Here is a 21,342-nt window from a genome sequence, read left to right on the forward strand (position 1 = left end):
GGGTTATACCAACCGCATCAGGGCAGCAGGAAGTTAAGGGGAATCTTCCGGTTGAGTCTACACCGAGCCGTGCGGAATATGAATAAAGCGTAAAAAAGAAACGCCGCATTTATGATGGATTCAATCATAAATGCGGCGCTATTTGTCAGGGTATATCAAACCTAAGTCACGCTTTATTTGCTCTTATCAGATTTCTTCCCAACCATTGTAAAGCATACAATACCGGCAATAATATAAAGAACAATGGTCACATAAAGCACTGTCTGATAGCCGGTAGGATTTACCATAATAATCTCTGTGGATCCGTCAGCTAGAGGATGTGCCAGTTCTACTTCGGTTCCAAATTTATTTACGATAAAGGAAGCCATCTGGTTTCCGGTAAGACCTGCAAAGGCCCATGCGGAAAGGGTAATGCCATGGATTGCGCTGATATTTTGCATTCCATAATGATCGGAAAGCAAAGTGGGTACATTACTGAAACCGCCTCCGTATCCTGCGTTTACAACAAAAAGCAGAATCAGTACCAGAATCATCAGGAATGTATTTTCGCCCATGTTGGTGATACCGCGTGTAAGGATAACCAGTCCGGTAGCTGCAATGGAAAGAACAAAAATGATTTTGTAAATGGTATTTCTGTCTTTAAAAGTATCAGCCCATGCGGAAAAGCCCAGACGGCCGCCGGCATTGAAAACAGCGGTGACGGAGGAAAGAATACCTACAATTCCAACCAGTCCGATACATTTAACAATCATTTTTTCCTGAGAGATCAAAGCAAGTCCGCAGGTGATATTCAAGTAAAACATAATCCAGATTCCAATGAAAGTGGTAGGCTTTGCCTTGATGACATCGATTGCGCGGGCGCCTTTTTCGGTAGAAGCAGGTTCATGCCAGCCAGCCGGCTTAGCCAAAAGCAAATGGCCTACAAACATCATAGCAAAATAAACAACTGCAAGAATCAGAAACATTTTATAAATACCGCCGTCTCCTAAAGAATCCAGCAGGGCTTGCATAATGGGACTTGCAATTGCTTTGGCTGCGCCAAAACCGGCTACCGCAAGTCCTGTTGCCAGACCTTTACGATCTTCAAACCAGAGCATCAGCGTTTTGACAGGGGAGAGGTAGCCTGTACCAAGACCTACACCCATAATAAAACCGTAGCAAACGTAAATACCAAGCAGTGCAACGATACTTCCGGGATGCGCCCCGCCGTACCAGATAAATAAACCTGTGCCTGCCATACCTGATGCAAAACAGATTGCCGCAATCAGGGATGATTTGTGGATATCCTTTTCCACGATGTTGCCCAAAAAAGCAGCTGACATACCGAGGAAGAAGATGGCAAAGCTGAATGCCCACTCGGTAGCGCTTTTGGAAAAGCCTATGTAATCAGCTATTTCCTGGCTAAAAATTGACCAGCAGTAAACGGTACCTATGCTGCAGTGAAGTAACAGTGCGGGGATTGCAGCTCTCACCCATTTGTTTTGACTTTTCATGTTGTACTCACTTTCTTTCCTTATATATTTGTATTGGGTAGAACAATAAATTCTATCTATAATATTATACATGAGACGATGTATTTTTCCAAGTGCAATTTCATTTTCTTTGTCCGATTATGGGCAAAGTTGTTACTTTTCACAGGTCAGCCAGAGGACGCTTGGAAAAAACAAATATTTAGGCGTTACCGCGCTTTCGCTCTGTAAAAACGTAGCAGACGCTAGGTTCGAAAGAACCTCACCTAAGCCATACGCATAAATGCGTGACGTTTTTCTAAGGGTTCCTTTTGAAATATTTGCCTTTTCCATGTTGTTCATTGGCTAACCTGTGAAAAGTAAGTTGACGAAAATTAATAATTGACAAATGCAATATTCTACTTTATTATAACAAAGGAAATGGCGAAGACGGAGAGCAGTAGCGTGGATTATCGCTTTCAGAGAGCCGGGATGGTGGAAAGCCGGCAGAATGAATCCATGTGAAAAACAGCTCCATCAGCCTAATAGGATTATATATGATGCAGAGAGACTGCTTGCAGTAAATCAGGTGGCACCGCGGATTGATTTCGAAATTGGCCCATATGGGAAAGCAGAGAGTGATTCGTCCTGAATTGATATTTTATCAATTCGGGACGTTTTTTTTGCCTTATCGGAACGTCCGCCGCCAGACGAACATGGAAAGTAAGGCGGGCTTGCCCGCGTTTTTATCCCATGGAAGGTTTTTTACGGGAAGGAGGACGTAAGGTTTATATAAGGAGCTGTCAATAAGTTTATGGGTAAAAGCGCCCTGGAAATGGAGGAGATTATGAAATTATCAACATTGTACCGTGAATGCACTTTGAACCGGATTTGTGAAAACGAAATCGGAAGAGAAATGAAGGTTGCCGGCTGGGTGGAGAATATACGTGACCATGGCGGCGTTTCCTTTATTGACCTGCGGGATATGTATGGCGTACTGCAGGTGGTTATGAGGGATACCTCTTTGTTAAAAGGCATCAATAAGGAGGATTGTGTCAGCATCAGGGGAAAAATTGAAAAGCGTGATGCGGAGACATATAATCCTAAAATCCCTACAGGAACCATAGAGCTTGAAGCCCATAGCGTAGAAATACTGGGAAAGGTGTACGGACAGCTCCCTTTTGAGATTGTCACATCAAAGGAAACCAGGGAGGATTTACGTCTTAAATACCGGTTTTTGGATCTTAGAAACCGGAAAGTAATAGATAATATGATTTTCCGCTCCAATGTCATCCAGTTTCTTCGTGAAAAAATGATAGAGATGGGATTTATGGAGGTGCAGACGCCGATTTTGTGCGCATCCTCCCCGGAGGGAGCAAGAGATTATATTGTGCCGTCCAGGCATCACAAGGGGAAGTTTTATGCGCTGCCCCAGGCGCCTCAGCAGTATAAGCAGCTGCTTATGGTCTCCGGAGTGGATAAATATTTCCAGATTGCCCCCTGCTTTCGGGATGAGGATGCAAGGGCGGACCGTTCCCCGGGGGAATTTTACCAGTTGGATTTTGAGATGAGCTTTGCAACCCAGGAGGATGTATTTGAAGCAGGAGAGGAAGTGCTTACTGCAGCATTTGAAAAATTTGCACCGGAAGGATACGAAGTGACAAAAGCGCCCTATCCAGTCATCAGCTATAAACAGGCGATGCTGGAATTTGGCACGGATAAACCGGACCTTCGCAATCCGCTTCGCATCATAGATTTATCGGAATTTTTCAGCCGCTGCAGTTTTAAGCCTTTTCAGAATAAAACCGTCCGGGCAATCAAGATCCATGGTCATCAATCCAAAGGTTTCCATGAAAAGCTGCTGAAATTTGCCATGGATATAGGTATGGCAGGTTTAGGCTATCTGGAGGTACAGGAAGATTTGTCCTACAAGGGCCCTATTGACAAGTTTATTCCGGATGCGTTGAAGGCGGAAATGAGAGAGCTTGCGGGCCTGGAAAAAGAAGACACCATTTTCTTTATTGCAGATAAGGAGGATAGGGCGGCAAATTTGGCTGGTCAGATTCGAAATGAATTAGGAGAGCGTCTTGACATTTGTGAAAAAAATGCGTACCGCTTCTGTTTTGTAAATGATTTTCCCATGTTTGAAAGAGATCCGCAGACCAAACAGATTGGATTTACCCACAACCCTTTCTCTATGCCCCAGGGAGGCTTAGAGGCGTTAAATACAAAGGACCCGCTGGAAATACTGGCATATCAGTATGATATTGTGTGCAATGGTGTGGAATTATCCTCAGGTGCGGTGCGCAATCACAATCTTGATATAATGGTGAAAGCCTTTGAGATAGCAGGTTATGATGAGGAAGTGCTAAAGCAGAAGTTTGGCGCCCTTTACAATGCGTTTCAGTTCGGAGCGCCCCCACATGCAGGCATGGCGCCAGGGGTGGACAGAATGATCATGCTGCTTAGAAATGAGGAAAATATCAGAGAGATCATTCCTTTCCCCATGAGCGGAACAGCCCAGGATTTGATGTGCGGCGCGCCGAATGTGGTGACGGAGCAGCAGCTTAGAGAAGTGCATATAAAAGTGCGACAGTAAAATAAAGCTACGAGGCTTTTGCCGGCATCTGTCAGGTGAAGGCCTCTTTTCTGTTTTGCACCTTGTGCAGTCCTGACCTGTTTAAAGTAACAACTGCTGCTAAATTATTAGGATGAAATTAGAAATAGAGGTTGTATTCCTGTGAAAAAGTGGGTACAATGTAATTGCTTTATAAAGCTGAAGGGGAGGTGGAGGCCTCTCATTTTTACTTAAAAAATTTTTAAAACATATGAATAATAGGGGAAAAGAGTAACAGTTCAGCCCAGGATTTTGCACTTGAGGCAAAGTCTGTAAAAATGTTTAAATTTGTGCCGGTTCTTGAACTTATGGAATTGACAGTACGAGGGATTAAGATGAATCGCAGCAAAATGGAAATTTTTATAGTAGGCGGAGGGGAAATAGGCAGAGCGCTTACCGTACATTTGGCCCGGGATGGGTATAAGCTTACCGTGATTGACAGGGAAGAAAGCGTGGTTGACAGCATGAGCAACACGGTGGATGTCATAAGCTTTCAGGGAAACGGAGCTTCTTTTGGCACTTTAAAGGAGTTAAATGCAAACAAGGCGGACATCTTCATTGCGGTAACCAATTCGGATGAACTGAATATATTAAGCTGTATGACAGCGCATATGATGGGAGCTAAGCATACCATTGCCCGTATCAGGGATGTGGACTATGCCAAGCAGAATCGTTTTTATAAGGATAAGCTGGGAATTTCGATGATCATTAACCCGGAGCTGGCAACAGCAATGGAAATATACCGTCTGCTCCGTTTCCCGCTGGCTACCAGGGTGGAGGTTTTTGCAGGAGGCAGGGCGGAACTGGTGGAGATGTCAGTGAGTGAGAACTCTCCGCTGGCCGAAAAATCGCTGATAGAAATTAATAAAAATATGGGCATTAATCTTTTGATTTGTGCGGTGGTCAGGAACAGAGAGGCATTTGTCCCCAATGGCGATACTGTTTTGCAGGCAGGGGATGTGCTGTATATGACCGGTGCGGCGGAGGAGTTTCGCAAGTCCTTCAAAAAGTTAAAGCTGCCCATCAAGCCCCTGCAGTCTGTTATGATTGCAGGCGGGGGAAGGATTTCCAGATACCTGACCGAGGTTTTATTAAGGCAGGGTGCGAAGGTTACTGTGATGGAGAAAAGCCGCGGGCTGGCTGAGGAGTTTTCCGGGGCGGTACCGGGGGTGGCTGTGATATGCGATGATGCGCTTACTTATTTTGACGCAATGTCAAAATCCGATGTCTCCAATACGGATGCATTTATTGCCATGACGGAAAATGACGAGTATAACCTGATTGCGGCTATGTATGCAGAGTCCCAGGGAATCAATAAAGTGGTTTCCCGTATCAATGCAAAATCAAGGCTGAAGGTGTTCCAGACAGGCAGCAGGATTTGTACCATCTCCAGGGAGGATGTAGCGGCGGACCGTATATTGGGTTACAGCCGTTCCCTTTTGAATGCGGAGGATAACGATGCGGTGGAATCTCTTTACCGTCTGATGGATGGCAAAATTGAGTTTATTGAATTTAAGATAGATGAAAAGGATAAGAATTTGAATATCTCTCTTAAGGATTTGAGGCTTAAGAGAAATATTCTGCTGGGCTGTATTATCAGGGATGGAAAAACCATTATACCAAGAGGCGATGATATGCTTCTGCCCGGAGATTCAGCGCTTGTAGCAACGATTGACAGACAGATAGCGCGTCTTGAAGATATATTTGCAGAATAGTATGAGAAGAACTTTTAATTGCACACAGCAAAGGCTGTTTCGCAAAGAAGTTCTAAGATTACAGAGCAAAGTGTTCTTGCATAAGAGAATGCTCCAATAGAGGATTCTCCGCACAGATTTATGCCGCAGCAAAAAAGCGGCATGGGGTTAGTGTGAAAGGCGTTAAGTTCCATGAATAAAAGAATTATAGTAAAGACAACAGGAAAAATTATCGTAACAGAGGCTATGCTGATGCTGCCGGCCCTGCTTGTTTCATTGATATATGGGGACGGTGATGCAATCGGATTTTTGCTTACCATAATCGGCGCCGGGATTGTGGGGGTAGCGTTTACCCGGGTAAAGCAGTCCGAGGGAAGAATGAGCAGCAGAGACGGTTACTTTATTGTAGCATCGGCATGGATTATCATAAGCTTGATCGGCGCAATACCGCTTTATATAGGCGGAGGCTTTGAAAGCTTTCCCAGCGCTTTGTTTGAGATTGTTTCAGGTTTCACAACCACCGGCGCTTCTATTCTGGCAAGACCTGAGGACTTAGGGCACGGGGTTTTATTTTGGAGAAGCTTTACCCATTGGATTGGCGGCATGGGCGTGCTGGTCTTTGTAATGATGGTTATGCCCATGGAAAATGACAATTCCATGCACCTTGTGCGGGCGGAGGTCCCGGGACCCACGGCAGGAAAGCTTGTACCCAGAATGAGAACAACTTCCATGATACTTTATGGTATTTACGGCATCATGACGCTGGTTCTGGCGATACTGCTTTTTCTATTTGGATTAAAGCCTTTTGACAGCTTCTGTATTGCTTTTGGCACGGCGGGAACCGGAGGATTTGCGGTTTCCAGCGCCGGGATTGCAGGATATAACAGCCTGGCGGTGGAAATGATACTCAGTATTTTCATGCTGCTGTTTGGGGTGAACTTCAGCGTATATCATTTGATTTTGCTGAAAAAGTTTAAGGAAGCTTTTTTTGATGAGGAAGTGAGGACTTATCTGGGGATAGTGGCAGTATCTACGCTGGCTATTGCGTGGAATATTTTCCATTATGCAGGAGGGCTTGGGAATGCGCTGAGACAGTCGCTTTTTCAGGTGGCAAGTATCATCACGACATCGGGTTTTGCAACGGTAGATTTTGAATATTGGCCGGAGTTTTCCAAGCATCTGCTGGTACTATTGATGGTCATAGGCGCATGCGCGGGTTCAACAGGCGGCGGTATGAAGGTATCAAGGGTCTTGATTTTGGTTAAATCTTTTTTTGCGGAGATACGGCAGATCATAAACCCCAGAGAGATTGTTACCGTTCGGAACAACGGCAAGCCCGTTGATAAGAAGACATTAAGTTCCACCAGGGTTTATGCGGCGGCGTATATGATACTGGTGTGCGTATTTACATTGGTTATTTCTTTGGACGGACTGGATTTGACCACGAACTTTACAGCGGTATTATCCTGTTTTAACAACATTGGGCCAGGTTTAAACCGTGTGGGGCCAATGGCAAATTTCAGCGTTTATTCCGATTGGGTAAAGGTGGTTTTATCCGCTGCGATGCTGACAGGCAGACTGGAAATTTTCCCTATGTTTCTTCTGTTTGCAAGGTCAGCCCATGACAGATAAGGAACTGTATCCAGGGATTGAACGTAAAGGAAAGGGTTATATGAGGGAATCGTCAGGAAGATTGGCAAAGTTAAAAAGGTATGTGCATATCATATGTGGAATATTGGATGTAATAGCGGCAGCATTGGTGCTGGTGGGTATTGTGTTCAATATAGGCAGTATTGTTGGGAATATAGGTACTTTTGAAAAGCTTTTTACAGATACCAGTGAATTCAAACATTATCTGGAACAGATTTTTATGTTGGTTATTGGCATTGAGTTTTTGGAGATGCTTTGCCGGCCAAGCTCCGAAAATGTAATAGAAGTATTGATTTTCTTAGTGGCACGACATATGATTGTGGGCGATACCACACCTTATCAGGACTTTGTCTCCGTAATCAGTGTGGCTCTTTTGTGCGTAGTCAGGAGATATTTAAGAATCACAGATGAGGACAGAAAAGAGAAAAAAATCCTGGGACTTCACGACAAAGATGATTCAGGGAAAAAGCATATACTTTGATGCTAAACGGTTACCAATGGAAAATATCGGATTGATTAAAAAGTACGAGTCCGTCAATCTGTATGTGGAAGTTCAATGCACCGAAGGGCTTGTCCGCAGAATGTACATATTCAATTAGGATGCGGGAAGAAAAGTAAATATAAACAGGGTGGTATTCTTTCCTCTGTGTTCTCATAAATTAGTAAGGAAAAAGAGTATATTTGTGGGTGCATATGAAAGAGCATAAAAAAAATTTTAAGAAAAGCCATATAGGAAATTCGGTAAAAGGTATTTTTTGGCGGTATGTAGGTTTGAGATGGAGCGCCGGTATTTTAGGGGCGGCACTTATATTGTGCTTTTTGACAGGATGTGCAAAGGAAAAGGAACCCTTAGAAAAGATAAAAGATTTGGAGTTTACGGTACTGGCAGAGGAAAATATACCGGAGGAGCTCAAAAACGTTATAGAAGAAAAAAAGGGGAGCGCTTTTAAAGTTACCTATCAGGACAATGGTTTTTTGTATATCTGCATCGGATATGGAGAACAGGTGAGCGGCGGTTACAGCATTACAGTCAATGATCTTTATCTTACGGAAAATGCTATGTATGTGGACACAACGCTGATAGGACCTGACCCGGCGGATACGGCGGTGGCAAAAAAAAATATGCCCTCTTATCCATATATCGTGATCAAGACGGAATTTATTGATAAGCCGGTGGTGTTTGATTAGCAGGACTGCAGTTCCGCCTATGGCCAAACGGTTAGGGAACCTGTTGTGGTGTTTCTTTCCGCGGGCAACGAGCCAAGTAGACGTGCTTATAGAGATGCGAAGCATCTCATAGATATTTGGCGGCTGCCGCGAGGGTCAATACGATGTTGCTTGCCGCCAGGATTGTTGACTTTGTCGTATTTGCCTTGCGGCGCCGGAGAGTAACTGCTACAGCTGGATGCCCCGCCTTCTGCGGCGGGGGTTTGACGATGGAATCTTAATTACTTTTGAGTTTTTGATACCCCTTTATACAACAGATAATCAACAGATAAATTATGATTCCATTAAATAACAGCCCGAAGGGATTAAAATGCATTGACATAAAAGGACTTATATGAAATTCTGTAGTATTTATAAATATAAATGGTATGGGAAACCCCACTTGGTACTGAGAACCATCTGTTATCCTAAAAGGTAAAAGATAGGATAAAATCATTTCAATCCAAAAGGCTAGATTTAATATTTTCCAATTCATCTTTTCACAAAATCTTTTCATTTTATAACCTCCGATTTATTACAATCAGCTGGCTTGTGAAGCATGGAAGTGTTGTATCATAAGCTGACTTACAAGGTATGGCAGCATTCGATTCAATCAGCTGACTCGCAAAGCGAGACCGCGTTTGTTAGACTCCATTATACTGTAATGATTTTTCTAATGGAATAGTTTAATAAAATATTGCATCTTAAAGCAGCAACTATTCAGCCCAGGGCTTTGCATTTGCTGTAAAGCCCGCGGGAATGTGTCCTATAGGAACACATTCTATGAGAACACATTCCTATAGAACGTGTAAATTGGACGGGATGAAATCTCCAATCTTCTTTCCCTGTTTGATTTACTTTAATCAGCCAATGGCCGATATAAAACAGGACATTTTTTTTAGGAAAATCCCCCAATAATCGTCTTGAGAGGAGGCGGAGGGATGAGTATACTTGAAAAAAGAAAACAAAGTTTTACGCAATAAGCTTGCGCCCAAATTTGTGGGCTGTCGGCAGGGAATGGAGGATTACCATGGGAAAAGAATATCATGTAGCCAAAAACGGCTGTGACAACAGCGCTGGAAACGTCAGTGAACCTTTTGCCACAATTCAAAGAGCGGCCCAAATGGCAATGCCTGGAGATACGGTCATTGTACATGGCGGCCAATACCGGGAGTGGGTGAAACCGGAAAATGGGGGCAGTAGTGAAATCTGCCGTATCACGTACCGGGCGGCGGAAGGAGAAAAGGTAGTGATTAAAGGCTCCGAGCGGATCACCAATTGGGAAAAGGTTGAGGGAACCGTTTGGAAAGCAGTGCTGCCTAACAGTATGTTTGGAGACTATAACCCTTACAAAGAAATCCTGGGCGGCGATTGGTTCGTGGCGCCGGAGGGGGACATTTTACATACGGGGGACGTATACCTGAATGGAAAATCCTTTTATGAGGCAAAGAGCCTTGAGGAGGTAAAAAACCCGGTGATGCGCACAGAGGGCGTAAATCCCCCATGGACAAATCATGCAGAGCCGCTGCTTCACCCGGAGGATTCCGTTTATCAGTGGTACTGTGAAGCGAATGAGGAAAATACCACCATTTACGCCAACTTTCAGGGAGCCGACCCTAACAGGGAACTTACGGAAATAAACGTGCGTAAATGCTGTTTTTACCCGGTAAAGACAGGAAGGAATTATATCACGGTTTCAGGCTTTGAGATGGCCCAGGCAGCATGTCCATGGACGCCGCCAACAGCTGACCAGCCGGGTTTGCTTGGCGCAAATTGGAGCAAGGGCTGGGTGATTGAAAATAATATAATCCACGATGCAAAGTGTAGCGGTATCAGCCTTGGAAAGGAGGAATCCACCGGGCACAACCTTTGTACCAGAACACGCAGAAAGCCAGGCTATCAATACCAGATGGAGGCGGTTTTCAGGGCGCGGCATATTGGATGGAGCAAGGAGACAATTGGCTCCCACATTGTCCGCAACAATGTGATTTATGACTGCGGACAGAATGGAATCGTGGGACATATGGGCTGTGTATTCAGTGAGATTTACGGAAACCATATTTACAACATTGCGGTGAAGCACGAGTATTTTGGCTATGAGATTGCAGGTATCAAACTTCACGCGGCAATTGATGTCCAAATACATCATAATAATATTCATAATTGTACTCTCGGGACATGGTTAGACTGGCAGGCCCAGGGAGCCAGGGTGAGCAAGAACCTGTATTATAACAACGACAGGGATCTGATGGTGGAAGTGACCCACGGCCCTTATATTGTGGATAACAATATTTTTGCATCGGAATATAATTTTGATAATATTGCACAGGGCGGCGCATATGTGCATAATCTTTGCTGCGGAACCATGCGTAGGGAGCCGGTGCCGGACCGCTCGACCCCTTATCATTATCCTCACACGACTGAAGTGGCGGGAACCACGGTGGTTTATGGCGGTGACGACAGGCTGCAGAGAAATATCTTCCTTGGAGGCGTAAAGACTTACACGCAGCAGTCAACCAGCGGAACGGAAGGTTATGCGGGAAGTACCACTTCTTTGGAAGAATACATTGAGGAGGTGCTCTCAAAGGGCGTTGGGGATTTGGAAATGTATCTGCTGGTGAAACAGCCGGTATACATTAACGATAATTGCTATTTAAATGGGGCAAAGCCTTTTGAGAGGGAGGAGAATTATTACCTTTCCGCTGAAAATCCTAAGGTGCGTATCTTAGAGGAAGAGGATGGAACTTACCTGGAAATGACGGCAACGCCTGGTATGCTGAAAGCGGCAAAGGGAGAACTTCGCTCCGGGGCGTTTGGCATGGTGCGGATTGTGGAAGCCGCTTATGAGACGCCGGATGGAAAGGAAATTTTCTTTGACAGTGACTACCGGGGCCGTAAATGGGATGGCGCAGCTTTGGCAGGGCCTTTTGCAGACCTTAAGGAAGGTGTGAACCGGATTAAGGTGTGGGGATAAGGATTCAATGATTTGTGCGGAGAATGCCCGTATTTCGGGTATTCTCCGAAATTTTTTAGCCGTTCCTTACTTCTTTTGACAATTCTCACAATAATACACGGTTCCACCCATGAAATTTGCTTTATGGATTTCATGCCCGCATTTGATACATGGCTCAAACAATGTTTTTTTACTTAACTGGGTAATATATTTCCCGGTTTGTCCCAATAAGTCCTTTTCCGTGTCCCGTCCGCCCTGTTCACACATTTCCTTTAAGATTTTCTTTACGGAAGTATATAACGCCATAAAGTCAGTTTCAGAAGCTTCTCTCATGTCAAAGCGCGGATCAATTCCGGCATTCCACAAAATATCCTGTAATACACCATTCCCAAGGCCTGGTATTCTCTGTTCTGTGGCAAGAAATGCCTTTGCGCTTAATTTTTTGCGGTTACCCGGATAAAGGCTTCGGAAATATTCAAATGTAAATTCATTGCACAGTGGATCTGTCTTTCCGGCGGATGATATATAGTGGTCTTCCGGACATTTTCCCTTCGGAAATACAAAGATAAATCCATACATTTGTATAGACACAAAAACAGCTGTCTCATCATCAAAATAAATCGCTAACTGATGCTTTTTAGGAAATTTCTTTTTATCTTCATAATATCTGGGATACGCGCCATCGCCAAACGCTATCATACAATCCTCGGTATCCATTTCAATCAGGCCGCCATGATATGTGGCACCTTTGACAGTCTGCCCTTCCAATAAATCTCTATAGCTTTTAACATCGCCCTGAAGGAACGCAAGTTTGTGAGGTGTATGTAATACCTCAACATAGCTTATGATTTTTCCTGTCAATAGCTCCTGTATCTGACCGGATATGGTATAGCTTTCTGGTAATTCTAACATATTAATCCTCCGTTCTAGCCAACAACCCACAAATTTGGGCGTAAGCACAAATCTGATAAACCTTCCTTCGTCTGCATTGCAGACGCTCAAATTCTTACGGGCATTATACCAAACAAAACCTGACACCCTATGTCACGATTTGTTCCCGCGCGCAAAAAGACAAGTAGATTATCCCCTTTTTATAAACGTCTGTCAATTTAAGAAATGATAATTGATTTCCGGATTGTCCATAGATACAAATATGATGTAATTGCTTTTAAATCGTTCTGGAAAGTATGTATAAAACAAAGATAAAACTGGTAAGATTTTTATAGAATTGTGACAGATTATTAAATAGATAACAAAAGAAATTTTTGATATGCTTTTTACATCAACAGGTGATTGCAAAAGGAGATTATTTTGTAATTACCTGTTTCTATCAAAAAGAAGGGAGAAGTTACTATGAAAAAAAGATGGAAATCAATTATTGCTTTAGGACTGTCAACCGTTATGTGTTTGTCACTGGCAGCCTGCGGCGGCGGTGATACCGCAGGGGCAGGTACTGATAATGGAGGAGCTGACAGTGCTGCGGAAGACAGCGGTTCGGCAGATACAGGTACGGCGGATGCAGGTACAGGGGACAGCGGTTCAGCAGACAGTGGAGCCTCCGGCGATAAGGTCATCACATTCTGGAATGTGGGAACAGAAGGAGCGGATAAGGAAACCTACGAAATGGCAATCCGCCAGTTTGAAGAAAATTCCACAAGCGGTTATACAATTGAAAACATTCCCACTCAAAATGACAAATATAAAGAAAAACTTGTCATTGCCATGAGCTCAGGAGAATGCCCGGATATGTATACTTCCTGGTCAGGGGGCCCTATGAATGAGTACATATATTCAGGCTATGCGCAGCCGCTGGATGATTTATATGAAAAGTACAATTTGAAAGACAGGTTCATGGAAGGCGCCATTGAACAGGCAAGCTACAATGGAAAGATTTATGCCATCCCGGTAAAAAATATTTCTATTGCCGGAATTTATTACAACAAGGACTTGTTTGAACAATATGGCGTAAGCGTGCCTACAACGGTATCCGAGTTAGAAAGCGCATGCGACACATTCCTTGCAAACGGAATCCTGCCCTTTACATTGGCAAACGGACCGAAGTGGACGGGTTCTATGTACTTCCAGTGTCTTGCTGCAAGAAAAGGCGGTTTGGAACCGTTCCAGAAGGCAGCGTCAGGGGAAGGCAGCTTTGAGGATGAATGCTTTGTTTATGCAGGCGAGAAGATTCAGGAATGGGTCAACAAAGGTTACTTCCCGGAAGGCTTTAACTCCATGAGCGAGGATGACGGTCAGGCAACCCAGTTCTTCTACACGGAAGAAGCGGCTATGTACCTGATTGGTTCCTGGAAGACAGCTTCTTTCAAGACGGACAGCGATGAAGCGGGCAACAATTTCTATGACAAGGTTGGTTGGTTCTCCTTCCCGGCAGTGGACGGTTCTGATGCGGATCCTTCTATCCTGTGCGGCACCATGGGAGATCAGTTCATTTCCTTTAACTGTACGGATGAAAAATTAGACGCGGCTTTCGAGTTTGCAACCTATCTCTCAAGCGATGAGACAGTTGAATACATGGTTGGCGCAAGCCTTATTCCTCCGGTTAAAGGTGTGGAAGACTTGATAACAGACCCTATTTCCAAGTCTATGATAGAGGCTTCTAATCAGGCGGCGGCAGTACAGCTGTGGTATGACCAGTATTTAAGTCCGGCTGTAGCAAACGCACATCTGGATGGAAATCAGGAAGTATTTGGCCTTACAATGACGCCGGAAGATACAAATAAGAAGATGCAGCAGGCGATGGAAGAAGATCTTGCTGAATAAAAACGGGGGATTAAGAGGGGGAGGTTTCCCCCTCTTTCTGTAACAGTGCGAAGAAAAGTTCTAAGGCGTCAAAGGACGCCGCCTAAGAACTTTTAAAGCTTCGCACAGCAAATTTGTGCTTACGCCCAAATTTGCGGGCTGTTGGCAGAGTAGAAGATAGTGCGAAGAAAAGTTCTAAGGTGTCAAAAGACGCCGCCTAAGAACTTTTAAAGCTTCGTATGGCAAGAATGGAGGATTAGTGTGAGAAGTACTAAGTCTCACACAGGAGAATGCCTAAAATAAGGGCATTCTCCGCACTGATTTGAGATTCCGCAAAGCGGAATCATGGAGGTTAGTATGAAAAATCAATCCAATACACTGAGTGGGCGCAGGCAGAGAAGCACGAATATTGCGGCATTCGTTTTCCTGCTCCCGGTTATTTTGCTTCTGACGGTTTTCATTTTCTATCCCATTGTAGATTCCTTCATGATCAGTACTTATAAATGGAACGGGATAGCATCGGAGAGGACTTTTGTGGGGATTTCCAATTGGACGAAACTGATAGGAGACAGAGATTTCTGGTTTGCATTCCGGAACAATATTGTCATTATGATCATGTCCATTATCATTCAGATTCCGATTGGTCTTGCGGAGGCAACTTTTATTGAGTTTGTGGGGAAAAAGGCAACCATATGCAAGATTTTGTGGTTTATCCCTATGCTGATGTCTTCCGTGGCGATTGGATTCTTGTTCACTTATGCCCTGGCGGCCAATGGAGGGATGATCAGTGCGGTTTCACAGCTTTTTGGAGGAGGAAATATTGATCTTTTAGGCAACAAGAATACGGCGCTTATGACGGTTATTTTTGTCATTGCATGGCAGTTCATTCCTTTTTATATGGTATATGCTATGGCGGGATATACCAGCATTTCAGAGGATGTTTTTGAGGCGTCCTTAATTGACGGGGCCACTAAGAGCCAGTATTTCTGGAAGATTGCTCTGCCGCTTTTAATGCCTACCCTTAAGAGTGCGGCGATACTGTCCATGGTGGGCTCCCTGAAATACTTTGATTTGATTTACGTTATGACCGGCGGCGGTCCGGGAACGGTTACGGAGCTGATGGCAACCTATATGTACAAGAATGCCTTTGCACAGTTCAATATGGGATACGGTTCCGCAGTTGCAGCGGGAATGTTTATTTTAATTACCTTATTGTCGCTTGTAACCATGCGTTTGATTAACGGGAAAAAGGAAGATGAATAGGAGGGCCGGAAAATGGATAAACAATACAGAGCTACCAAAATAAAAAGCAGGATTTGCTGGTTCGTGGCGATAGTGCTGGCGCTTGCAGCCCTGGCCGCAGCGGTTCTTCCCTTCTTCTTTATGGTGATCAATTCCTTTAAGGGAAAATTTGAGATGTTGACAAAGGGCGTTTTTGCACTGCCTGATAAATTTAACACGGCTAATTATCAGGAGGTTTTAAGCGGAGGCTTCGTAAGGTATTTTGGAAACAGTGTGCTGGTTTTGTGTGTTTCCCTGCTGCTGATTTTATTTATCTCCGCCTGTGCGGCCTATCCTTTGGCACGATTTAAATTCAGGTTAAATGGTTTTGTCTATGCAACAATTGTGGCATGTATGGCCATTCCCATACATATTACGCTGATTCCGGTATTCCAGATGACAAAGAGCTTAAAGCTGTATGATACCATTGGCGCTATGATAGGGCCGGACGTTGCTTTTGCGCTGCCCATATCGGTTTTCATCCTCACTAGCTTTATGGCGGGCATACCAAAGGAGATAGAGGAATCGGCGGAAATTGACGGCTGCAATAAATACAGAATGTTTTTTACCATTATGCTGCCTTTGGCAAAGCCGGGTCTTTCCACACTGGCTATTTATAATGGCGTGAACATCTGGAACGAGTTCAGTTTTGCCTACACGCTTACACAGTCACCGAAAAACAGGACCCTTCCGCTGGCAGTCTGGGATTTTCAGGGGCAGTATTCCATGAATACGCCTATGATTATGGCCGTGCTTACGCTGACGGTTCTGCCCATGATCATCCTGTTTATCTTTGCCCAGGATAAGCTGGTCAAGGGTATGACGGCAGGGGCGGTAAAAGGATAAAAACCTCCTTGCGTCCGGTGCCGCGTCATGTTTTAATGAAAATAGTGTGAGAAGTACTTCTAGCCACTCACAGCAGGGGCTGTTTCGTGGAGAAATACACTAAGTCTCACACAGGAGAATGCCTAAAATACGGGCATTCTCCGCACCGATTTGAGATTCCGCAAAGCGGAATCATGGAGGTTAGATTGAAAAATCATACTGGCGGCTGATTTTATCAATCTTCTATTTAAGCAGTATCGCAAGCAGGCTTGCGATATGCATGGGGATTAGTGTGAAGAAAAGTACTAAGATGTCAAAAAAACGCCATCTAAGAACTTTTAAGATTTGCGAAGCAAATATCTTCACACAAGAAAAACGCAAAAAGCGTGTTTTTCACCACTATTTGAGCAGTCGGAAGGCGGCATGGGTGTGTGAAACGGGGGGCAAAAGCAATGATGTCTTTTAAGGAAAAGTGGGAAAAAAGCTGGAATTTCGAAAAGAAGATGAATGTGGTCATTGTCTGGACGATAGCGGCTATCACAATTGTAGCGATTGTAGTTTCCACTTTTTCTTTTGTTATGTCAATTACGGAGCAGAACAGCCAGTATGTGACGGATCAGCTTACTATCATGGCCCAGGACTGCGCCAATAATTTAGAGCAGTATAAGTCCCTGATTACGGCCTGTAACTTGGATTCCCATGTACAGAAATACTGTGAAAGCACAAGCAAAGAGGAACTATATGGGGAGATGGGAAATGTATATAGTTCTTTTTTAAATATGCTTTATATGCAGTACAATGCCAATTTCATTGCAGTGCTCAATAACCGGGTGGGGAATTATTTGTACAATGGGAATGTCAATATCAATGAAAGCGGTTTTGAGAAGGTTTATGAGGATGACTATGAGAAAAGCATGCAGGCAAAAACGAAGGGAACCCTTAAGGTCAGCTTTTCCAACCGCTATCATAACGGCAGGAAATATACGCTGACTTTATATTTTCCGGTTTATTCGGTTACGAAAATGGTAAACAGCAGGGGGCTGCTCGTTGTCAATCTGGATGACGACCTTTTAAAAAGGTTCCATCAGAAAGATTCCATGTACAGCTCCAATCTTTATCTTACGGATGTGGAGGGAAATATTGTATCTACCCAGGATGAAAGCCAGATTGGGGAGAAAATTGCCTTTGCCGGGCAAATCAAAGGAGACCAGGGCCGGTTCTGGCATGGGGGAAGACTGATCAGCTATCAGAAGGTGCGGGACTGGAATTTTTATATGGTGAATGAGGTGGAGGCCCTTTCTCTTTACCAGGACTGCTTTGGCACGATTTTGATTCTGCTGGCGGTGATGCTGGTGGCAACAGGCACGGCCCTTGCCCTTGCCCGGAATATTACTAAAAAGCTGTTTTCCCCTATGAATAAAATTGTTTCCAAAATGAATGATGTATCAAAGGGAAATTTAAGGACCCGTATTCATGTGGAGGATATGGACAGCGATGGGAGAAAGCTTGCGGATGGCTTTAATATCATGATGGATGAGATTGATGTCCTTATGGAGCAGGTGAAGGAGGAACAAAGACAGTTTGACAAAATGCACCTTTACGCCCTTCAGTCCCAAATACAGCCCCATTTTCTTTATAATACCCTGGAATGCATTCACTGGCAGGCGCTTTCGGAGGGAAATAAGGAAATTTCCACTATGGTGAAGGCAATGGCCCAGTATTACAGAATCTGCTTAAGCGAAGGGAAAGATATCATTACGCTGGAAACAGAGATTGCGCATGTGCGGAATTATCTGATTATCCAGAATATGCGGTATGATAATATTATTGCTTTTACGGTGAAAGTGCCAAAGCAGTATTTTCCTATTAAGATACCCAAACTGACCCTGCAGCCCCTGGTGGAAAACAGTATTTATCATGGAATTCGTGTTAAGGAAGGGAAAAAGGGAACCATAGAAATTGCCATTTATGAGACAGATAGGGGTATTTGCCTTACGGTGAAGGATGATGGTGTTGGCATGACACAGGAAGAACTGGCCTACGTAAATCAGAATATTTCCAGCCATAATTGGGATGTGGGATATGGGATTTCCAATATCAATAAACGGATAGAATTAATGTTTGGGGAAGAATACGGGCTTGCCTTTCGGGCCAATGAGAAAAACGGAGTATGTGTGGAGATACGTCTTCCAAAAGAATTGCAGGAGGATGGAAGTGAAGTATAAAATTTTGATTGTAGATGATGAAAAAATGATACGCATGGGTATTAAAAATGCCATGCCCTGGGAGAGCATGGATATAGAAAAGGTATATACGGCGGCTTCTGCAATGGAGGCGGCAGCCGTGATAAAAGAATACCAGCCGGAAATCATGATTACGGATATCAGTATGACGGAAATGAGCGGCCTTGAGCTGGTGGAACAAATCAGAAAGCAGAATGAGGGAATGCGCATCATTGTCCTGACCGGATATGACCGTTTTGAATATGCGAGACAGGCCCTGCAGCTGAGGGTGCACGATTTTCTTTTAAAACCCATTGACGAGAAGGAATTGAAAAAAAGTATTTTGAAGCAGGTGGAATGCCTGGAAAAGGATAGAAAACATAAGGAGGAAGACATGAGCCGCAGCCGCGCCCAGGGAGTCAGGCAGCAGATGGCCCTGGAGCAGTTTATGTGCGGGCTTATTTTGGGCAAGCCGGAAGTAAAGGAAGGGCTGGATAAATTTCTGGAGGAATTTCATTTTGACAGGGAACAGGATATGCGGATCGGTTTTTTGATGCCGGAGGTCCATGGGGAGGAGGATGCGGAGAGCAGCAGATTCCGTATGCTGACAATCAGGCAGATTTGCTTAGGGATGGTGGATGGACAAAAAAGGGGAATTACCTTTACGGACGAAAAGAGCCGGATTGTGATTTCCTTTTTCTGTGATAAGGAAAAGAAGGAGGAAGAACTTGCAAGGCAGCTTGTGGATATTCTAAACGATGAGCTGGAAGTAAAACCAAGAATTGTCTGGGGGAGTGTCAGAAGCGGTTTTGAAAATCTGTCTGTTTCTTATAATGATGCGGTGTTTGTATTAGAGCATGAAAGAGAGGCTTTTGAGCAGATTTATACCATGGATCTAAACAGAAAACAGGAGGATATCTTTCAGGAGGTATTCCAGGAGTTCCGCACGGCTATGGTGTGCAGTATTGGAGAGAGGGAAAAACTGTTTCATATTTTCGACCGTTTTGGCATGGCGGTGGAATCCTATAACCTTTCCGCCAAGTATACCAGAAGCTGCTGCTTTGAGCTGGCATCCTCCGTATACTTTGCTTATTTTACCGACACAGGAGGCAGCGCCAACGAACAGTTAAGCGTTTTGATGAAAGCGCTTTCCGGTGCGGAACGTGAACATGCCCTTAAGGTAACGGCTATGTTTTTTGATCGGCTGCTCGCAGGGGAAGAAGGAGAGGTGCACGAGCTGGTAAAGAAGGTAAAGCGCAGGATTCATGAAAATCTGGCGGACGATTTGACGGTGGCAAACCTTGCGGGAGAATTTTACGTGACGCCCAATTATTTTACTCATGTGAGATAAAGAAGTAAAAGAAATGTAAAAAATTTTGCCGTTCCCTGTCCGGCTGACTGCCGGACGGGTCGGGCTTTAGTCGGGCAATTCTACCTTGCCGACAAAAGAGTAATAGATTTCGATTTCCTGTCTGCGGAGCTTCCCCCGGCGTTTCCCGTCAAGGGCTTCCGATTCGTGGATTACGATTTTCTCCACAAACTCCCGTAACAGGGTAGGGGTAAGTTCCTCAAAGCTGGTGTACTTGCGTACCACTTTCATAAACTTTTCAGCGTTTGCCGTGGCTTCCAGCGTCTTAGAAAGCTCGCTCTGCAAGGCGGCGGCTTTTTCTTTCAGTTCCTTTTGCTCGGCTTCGTAGTCTGCCGACAATTCCGTGAAACGCTCGTCCGATATGCGCCCGGTCACGCTGTCCTCATACAGCCGCTTGAAGATAGCGGAGAGTTCCGCAATCCGTTTTTCTGCCGCTTCCAGTTCTTTCTTCTTGGCGGCGTTGCGGCGTTTGCTCCCGTCCTCGGTCTGCTCGGTCAACAGCTTCATAAACCGGGCTTCGTGCTTGGCGGCGTAGCTGGTGACTTTCCGTAGGTTCTCGGTCACTCCGGCGGTCAACAGGTCGGTGCGGATAAAGTGCGCCGTACAGTCTGCCGTGCGCTTCTTGTAGCTGCCGCATATGTAGCAGTCCTGCCGCCGTTTGTCCGTCTGGTATCTCTGCTGGTACATGACGCTGCCGCAATCGGCACAAAAGAGTATGCCGGAGAACAAGCCCACTTCATCATAGCGGTTAGGGCGTTTGCGCTGCTTGCGTAGCTCCTGCACACGCTCCCATGTGTCCCTGTCGATTATCTGCTCGTGGTGGTTCTCAAAGATTGCCTGTTTGTCCTCGCTGTTGTAGATAATCTTGCTGCATTTGTAGGATTGGGTGGTGGTCTTGAAGTTCACAAGGCAGCCCGTGTATTCCCGGTTTTCAAGGATATGCACCACGGTGTTCGCCGCCCACTTGCACTCATAGCCGGGGTGGTAGCGGCGTGTGCTTCCCGTCCGGCGGTATTCCAGCGTTCCCGGCGTGGGGATTTCCTGCTCTGTGAGCATACGGGCTATCTTGGTCGGACCGTTCCCGGCAAGGCATAGGCTGTAAATCTGCTTTACCACGGGGGCGGCTTCCTCGTCAATGATGAAATTTTCGTCCTCGTCCATGAGGTAGCCGTACACGGGCTTGCTTGTGACGGGCTTCCCACTCATGCCTTTTGACCGCTTCACGGCTCTGATTTTCTTGCTCGTATCTCTCACCAGCCATTCGTTAAAAATGTTACGCAAGGGCGCAAAATCATTCTCGCCCTGTGCGCTGTCTACGCC

Annotated in this window: 14 protein-coding genes; 11 read left to right on the forward strand and 3 right to left on the reverse strand. The window is 44.9% G+C overall.

From position 1 onward, the window contains the following. Positions 1 to 173: 173 nt before the first annotated feature. On the reverse strand, positions 174 to 1,493 hold the full coding sequence (locus D5281_RS07025; protein WP_160559456.1) for an MFS transporter: 1,320 nt from the start codon (positions 1,491 to 1,493) through the stop codon (positions 174 to 176). An 802-nt stretch (positions 1,494 to 2,295) separates the two neighbouring features. Here D5281_RS07025 and aspS point away from each other — a divergent pair. From aspS to D5281_RS07055, 6 genes are all read left to right on the forward strand, one after another. Then, a complete protein-coding gene (gene aspS / locus D5281_RS07030; protein WP_160559457.1) occupies positions 2,296 to 4,047 on the forward strand; it encodes an aspartate--tRNA ligase in 1,752 nt (583 codons plus the stop codon). A gap of 296 nt (positions 4,048 to 4,343) precedes the next feature. Beyond that, entirely contained in the window at positions 4,344 to 5,780 is a 1,437-nt protein-coding gene (gene trkA, locus D5281_RS07035) for a Trk system potassium transporter TrkA (protein WP_160559458.1), read from the forward strand. A gap of 171 nt (positions 5,781 to 5,951) precedes the next feature. Continuing rightward, positions 5,952 to 7,391, forward strand: coding sequence for a TrkH family potassium uptake protein (locus tag D5281_RS07040; RefSeq protein ID WP_160559459.1), 1,440 nt, complete (start codon positions 5,952 to 5,954; stop codon positions 7,389 to 7,391). Continuing rightward, positions 7,381 to 7,890 carry a hypothetical protein gene (locus tag D5281_RS07045; protein ID WP_160559460.1) on the forward strand — a complete coding sequence of 170 codons (510 nt, stop codon included), beginning with the start codon at positions 7,381 to 7,383 and terminating at the stop codon, positions 7,888 to 7,890. The genes D5281_RS07040 and D5281_RS07045 overlap by 11 nt, the downstream gene beginning before the upstream one ends. 212 nt (positions 7,891 to 8,102) lie before the next feature. Further along, positions 8,103 to 8,597 carry a protease complex subunit PrcB family protein gene (locus D5281_RS07050; protein WP_160559461.1) on the forward strand — a complete coding sequence of 165 codons (495 nt, stop codon included), beginning with the start codon at positions 8,103 to 8,105 and terminating at the stop codon, positions 8,595 to 8,597. Positions 8,598 to 9,645: 1,048 nt separating this feature from the next. Next, positions 9,646 to 11,589 carry a right-handed parallel beta-helix repeat-containing protein gene (locus D5281_RS07055; protein WP_160559462.1) on the forward strand — a complete coding sequence of 648 codons (1,944 nt, stop codon included), beginning with the start codon at positions 9,646 to 9,648 and terminating at the stop codon, positions 11,587 to 11,589. 66 nt (positions 11,590 to 11,655) lie between these two features. Here D5281_RS07055 and D5281_RS07060 read toward each other — a convergent pair whose 3' ends face one another. Next, positions 11,656 to 12,480: a zinc finger domain-containing protein gene (locus D5281_RS07060; RefSeq protein WP_160559463.1), complete on the reverse strand. Its 825-nt coding sequence runs from the start codon at positions 12,478 to 12,480 to the stop codon at positions 11,656 to 11,658. A 441-nt stretch (positions 12,481 to 12,921) separates the two neighbouring features. Here D5281_RS07060 and D5281_RS07065 point away from each other — a divergent pair, with 441 nt between their 5' ends. The 5 genes from D5281_RS07065 to D5281_RS07085 all read left to right on the forward strand — a co-directional run bounded on the left by D5281_RS07065 (position 12,922) and on the right by D5281_RS07085 (position 20,004). Further along, entirely contained in the window at positions 12,922 to 14,346 is a 1,425-nt protein-coding gene (locus tag D5281_RS07065) for an extracellular solute-binding protein (RefSeq protein WP_160559464.1), read from the forward strand. A 336-nt stretch (positions 14,347 to 14,682) separates the two neighbouring features. Then, on the forward strand, positions 14,683 to 15,588 hold the full coding sequence (locus D5281_RS07070) for a carbohydrate ABC transporter permease (RefSeq protein ID WP_160559465.1): 906 nt from the start codon (positions 14,683 to 14,685) through the stop codon (positions 15,586 to 15,588). Positions 15,589 to 15,600: 12 nt separating this feature from the next. Next, the gene (locus D5281_RS07075; RefSeq protein ID WP_160559466.1) at positions 15,601 to 16,452 is read left to right on the forward strand and encodes a carbohydrate ABC transporter permease; all 852 of its coding nucleotides are present in this window, start codon (positions 15,601 to 15,603) and stop codon (positions 16,450 to 16,452) included. A 431-nt stretch (positions 16,453 to 16,883) separates the two neighbouring features. Further along, complete coding sequence (locus tag D5281_RS07080; protein WP_160559467.1) at positions 16,884 to 18,656, forward strand: sensor histidine kinase; 1,773 nt, start codon at positions 16,884 to 16,886, stop codon at positions 18,654 to 18,656. Beyond that, the gene (locus tag D5281_RS07085; protein ID WP_160559468.1) at positions 18,646 to 20,004 is read left to right on the forward strand and encodes a response regulator; all 1,359 of its coding nucleotides are present in this window, start codon (positions 18,646 to 18,648) and stop codon (positions 20,002 to 20,004) included. The genes D5281_RS07080 and D5281_RS07085 overlap by 11 nt, the downstream gene beginning before the upstream one ends. A 66-nt stretch (positions 20,005 to 20,070) precedes the next feature. On the opposite strand, the gene D5281_RS07090 is transcribed toward D5281_RS07085, so the two are convergent. Then, on the reverse strand, positions 20,071 to 21,342 hold a 1,272-nt coding region (locus tag D5281_RS07090), incomplete at its 5' end, for a recombinase family protein (protein ID WP_277935219.1).

Source organism: Parablautia muri, from assembly GCF_009917485.1.
In the GTDB taxonomy this organism is placed as follows: domain Bacteria; phylum Bacillota; class Clostridia; order Lachnospirales; family Lachnospiraceae; genus Suilimivivens; species Suilimivivens muri.